This is a genomic window from Sandarakinorhabdus oryzae (assembly GCF_009733735.1).
In the GTDB taxonomy this organism is placed as follows: Bacteria; Pseudomonadota; Alphaproteobacteria; order Sphingomonadales; family Sphingomonadaceae; genus Sandarakinorhabdus; species Sandarakinorhabdus oryzae.
This window is the reverse complement of the sequence record NZ_WNJP01000219.1, coordinates 1-3,886: the sequence shown is the minus strand read 5'-3', so window position 1 is coordinate 3,886 and position 3,886 is coordinate 1. Positions and strand designations below refer to the sequence as shown.

7 protein-coding genes are annotated in these 3,886 nt (G+C 67.6%); 5 read left to right on the top strand and 2 right to left on the bottom strand.

The annotated features are described in order from the left end of the window. The 5 genes from GJ693_RS14510 to GJ693_RS14490 form a co-directional block, all read left to right on the top strand. A partial coding sequence (locus GJ693_RS14510; RefSeq protein ID WP_156256980.1) for a nucleotidyltransferase family protein occupies nucleotides 1–287 on the top strand: 287 nt, incomplete at its 5' end. Nucleotides 288–358: 71 nt separating this feature from the next. Beyond that, nucleotides 359–832, top strand: coding sequence for a MarR family winged helix-turn-helix transcriptional regulator (locus tag GJ693_RS14505; RefSeq protein ID WP_156256979.1), 474 nt, complete (start codon nucleotides 359–361; stop codon nucleotides 830–832). Beyond that, nucleotides 829–1,275, top strand: coding sequence for a PaaI family thioesterase (locus GJ693_RS14500; protein ID WP_156256978.1), 447 nt, complete (start codon nucleotides 829–831; stop codon nucleotides 1,273–1,275). The genes GJ693_RS14505 and GJ693_RS14500 overlap by 4 nt, the downstream gene beginning before the upstream one ends. Next, nucleotides 1,272–1,994: an SDR family oxidoreductase gene (locus GJ693_RS14495; RefSeq protein ID WP_156256977.1), complete on the top strand. Its 723-nt coding sequence runs from the start codon at nucleotides 1,272–1,274 to the stop codon at nucleotides 1,992–1,994. The genes GJ693_RS14500 and GJ693_RS14495 overlap by 4 nt, the downstream gene beginning before the upstream one ends. 11 nt (nucleotides 1,995–2,005) lie before the next feature. Further along, on the top strand, nucleotides 2,006–2,593 hold the full coding sequence (locus tag GJ693_RS14490; RefSeq protein ID WP_156256976.1) for a 2-hydroxychromene-2-carboxylate isomerase: 588 nt from the start codon (nucleotides 2,006–2,008) through the stop codon (nucleotides 2,591–2,593). 113 nt (nucleotides 2,594–2,706) lie between these two features. On the opposite strand, the gene GJ693_RS14485 is transcribed toward GJ693_RS14490, so the two are convergent. Together GJ693_RS14485 and GJ693_RS14480 are read right to left on the bottom strand one after the other, a co-directional pair. Then, entirely contained in the window at nucleotides 2,707–3,444 is a 738-nt protein-coding gene (locus tag GJ693_RS14485; protein WP_156256975.1) for a Bax inhibitor-1/YccA family protein, read from the bottom strand. 98 nt (nucleotides 3,445–3,542) lie between these two features. Further along, nucleotides 3,543–3,886 (bottom strand): FtsX-like permease family protein (locus GJ693_RS14480; protein WP_156256974.1); only part of this gene is annotated, 344 nt, incomplete at its 5' end.

Genomic DNA, 3,886 nt, shown 5'->3' with positions numbered 1-3,886 from the left:
CCGCCCTGGTGTTCCTGGCCGACATGCCGCGGGTTGAGCCGGCGCTGATCCGCCAGCTTGCCGCCACCCCTGGCCAGGTGGTGCTGCCAACCTGGGCGGGCCGGCGCGGCCATCCGGTGCGCTGGCCGCGTGCCGCCTTTGCGCGCCTCACCGGGTTGGCCGGCGATGTTGGTGGCCGGGCCGTGATGGAGGAATTCGCCATCACGCCGGTGCCCGCACCGTCGGACGCCGTCCTCGACGATATCGACACGCCGGCGGCGCTGGCGGCCCTGCGCGCCCGTCGCTGACGCCCTGTCAAAGCCGGGAGGCTACCCCTCCGAGCGCTTGATTATCTGCAATTGCAGCTTATTCTGCAGCCATGACGATCATCCTGCCCGACTCGCCTGCGCAGAGTTTGCCGCCCGGTCCGGCCGGCGTTTGCACTGCCGCCAAGGTGCGGCGCCTGTCCCGCCAGGTCAGCCAGATCTATGACGACGCGCTCAGCCGCCATGGCCTGACCATTGGCCAGTTCGGCCTGCTGGCCAGCCTGTCACGCCGGCGTGGGCTGGCCATCGGCGCCCTGGCCGAACGGCTGGCCGCCGATGCCTCCACCATCTCGCGCCTGGTGCGGCCACTGGCCGACGAAGGCCTGCTGCGCATCGAGATTGACCCGAAGGACAAGCGCGGCCGGCTGGTCTGGCTCACCGATGCCGGTCACCAGCGCCGCGCCGCCGCGCACGCCGGCTGGCAGGCCGCGCAGGCGGTGGTTGAACAGCGACTGGGCGCCGGGCGACTGGCCGCACTGCGCTTCCTGCTCGATGACACTTATGAACGGCTGGAGGCCGCAGAATGACTGCAATTGCAGAGAAGTCGGACGGCCTCACACTGATGAAGGCGCTGGCGGCCGGCAGCGGCGGCAGCGGCATGGGCGCGCTGATGGCGATGAAGGGCGGCCACGCCGAAGCTGGCCGGATGACGCTGCAGGCCGTGCCCGGCCCACAACACGGCAACCCGATTGGCATCACCCACGGCGGATTTGCCGCGACACTGCTCGACAGCGCCATGAGCTGTGCCGTCCACACCACGCTGGGGCCAGATGAGACCTATGTCACCACCGATCTGCACATCAGTTATGTGCGCGCGATCACGCCGGCGACCGGAACGGTGACCGCACAGGCCGAAATCGTCTCCCGCGGGCGGCGGCTGGCGACCGCGCGTGGCACGCTGGTGGACGAAAATGGCAAACTGCTGGCCAGCGGTATTGCCACCTGCATGATCATGGCGGCCGGCCAATGACGGGCGCGGCAGTCATCATCGGTGCCGGTGACGCGACCGGTGGCGCCATTGCCGCCGCCTTTGCCCGTGACGGGCTGGTGGCGGTGCCGGTGCGGCGCACGGCCGAGGGCCTGGCCCCACTGGCGGCGCGCATTGCGGCCGAGGGCGGGCAGTGTGTGCCGATCGGTGCCGACGCCCGCGACGAGGACGCGATGATCGCGCTGTTCGACCGGGTCGAGCGCGAGATCGGCCCGATCGAGGTGATGGCCTTCAACATCGGCGCCAATTCGCCGATGCCGATCCTCGATGAGACGGTGCGGCGCTATCGCAAGATCTGGGAAATGTGCGCGCTGGCCGGCTTCATCACCGGCCGCGAGGCGGCGCGGCGCATGGTGCCCCGCGGACGCGGCACCATCTTGTTTACCGGCGCCACCGCGTCCCTGCGCGGTTCGGCGGGCTTTGCCGGCTTTTCCGGTGGCAAGTTCGCGCTCAGAAGCCTGGCCCAGGCGATGGCGCGCGAACTGGGGCCCAAGGGCATCCATGTCGCGCACCCGATCATCGACGGCGCCATCGACACGGAGTTCATCCGCAGCAATTTCCCCGAGCGTTACGCGCTGAAGAGCGAGGACGGCATCCTCGACCCGGATGCGATCGCGGCCGAATATGTGCGCCTGCACCACCAGCCGCGCTCCGCCTGGACACATGAGCTGGATTTGCGGCCGTGGATCGAGAAATGGTGAAGGAGACCAACATGCCCCACCCCATCGAATATCTGTTCGACGTCGGTTCGCCCACCGCCTATCTGGCCTGGCATCGCCTGAAGACGGTCGCCGCCCGCACCGGCGCCAGCCTCGTGCCGGTCCCCATCCTGCTCGGCGGCGTGTTCAAGGCCACGGGCGGGATGCCGCCGGGCGCGGTGGCTGCCAAGGGCCGCTGGATGAACGAGGACATGGCGCGCTGGGCCGCCCGCGATGGCATGCCCCTGGTGATGAACCCTTTTTTCCCGGTCAACACCATCACCATGATGCGCATCCTGGCCGGGCTTCAGGGCGACGAGCGGTTCGAGGCGGTGACCGACACGCTGTTTGCCGGCATGTGGCAACAGGGCCGCAACATGGCCGATCCCGAGATCCTTGCCGCCACACTGACCGAGGCCGGCCATGATGCGGCCACCCTGATGGAACTGGCGCAAAGCCCGGAGGCGAAGCAGCGCCTGATTGCCAACACCGAGGGCGCCGTCGCGCGCGGCGTGTTCGGTGCGCCGACCTGCTTCGTCGCTGGCCAGATGCATTTCGGGCAGGATCGAATTGACTGGGTGGAGGCGGCGGCGGCGGGGTGAAGCCCTCACCCCGCTCGGCTGCGCCGAGTCGACCCTCTCCCCGAACGGGAGAGGGGATAAAAAAGGCCCGGCGAGTTTCCCCGCCGGGCCTTTCCCTTGATAAGATCAACCGATCAGTCGCGGTTGCCCATGAAGCTGAGCAGGAACTGGAACAGGTTGATGAAGTTCAGATACAGCGTCAGCGCGCCCATGATGGCGGCCTTGCCGGCGAAATCGCTGCCGGCCACCTGGTAATAAAGCTCGCGCAGGCGCTGCGTGTCATAGGCGGTCAGACCGGCGAAGATCAGCACGCCCAGGATGTTCACCGCCAACTGGAGCCCGCTCGACTGGATGAAGATATTGGCCAGCGACGCGATGATGATGCCGATCAGGCCCATGATCAGGAAACGGCCCATCGCCGACAGGTCGCGCTTCGTGGTGTAGCCATAGAGGCTGAGACCAGCGAAGGACGCCGCCGTCACGAAGAAGGTCTCGGCGATCGAGGCACCGGTGTAGCGGGCGAAGATCGTGCTCATCGACACGCCCATCAGCGCGGCAAAGCCCCAGAACAGGCCCTTCAGCGTCGTTTCGCTCATGCGGTTGAGGCCGAAGTTCATGCCCAGGATGATGGCGAGCGGCGACAGCATCGCGGCCCAGCCCAGGATGGTCGGGCGGCCGATCTCGTTGAAGAACACCGAGAACAGCGACGGCGTCGAATAGACCAACAGCGCGACGATGCCGGTGAGCAGCACGCCCGATGCCATATAGTTGTAGATGCCGAGCATGTATTTGCGCAGGCCGGCGTCATAACCAGCGTCTGCCGGGGCCTGGGCCCGGAAGGCAGCAAGCCGGGGGTCCACATTATTGGCCATCTCTCAAATTCCTCCTGTGGCCGGCAATTGGCCGGCGACCCGCTCAATATCGGGCATGTCGCCTGAATTTTCAATGACTCTCCCTTACAGAAGAGTCATCATAACTGTCGCAGCACCGTTGCCGGCCGCGCCGAGAGCGCCCGCCAGTTGCCCGCCAGGCCGAGCACCACGGTAACGACGGCGCCCACCCCTACAGTGAGCAGCACGCGCGGCCAGTCCGGCGTCCATTCCAGCTTGAAGATCTGTGTCACCACGAACCAGCCGGCGGTGCTGCCCAGTACCAGCGCCAGGCCCGAGACGATGGCGGCGAGCAGGCCATATTCGGCCAGCGTCGCCGCCGCGACCTGGCCGCGGGTGGCGCCGAGCAGTTTCAGCAGCACCGCATCATAGGTGCGCGCCCGCGCGCCGGCCGCCAGCGCGCCGACCAGCACGGCGATGCCGG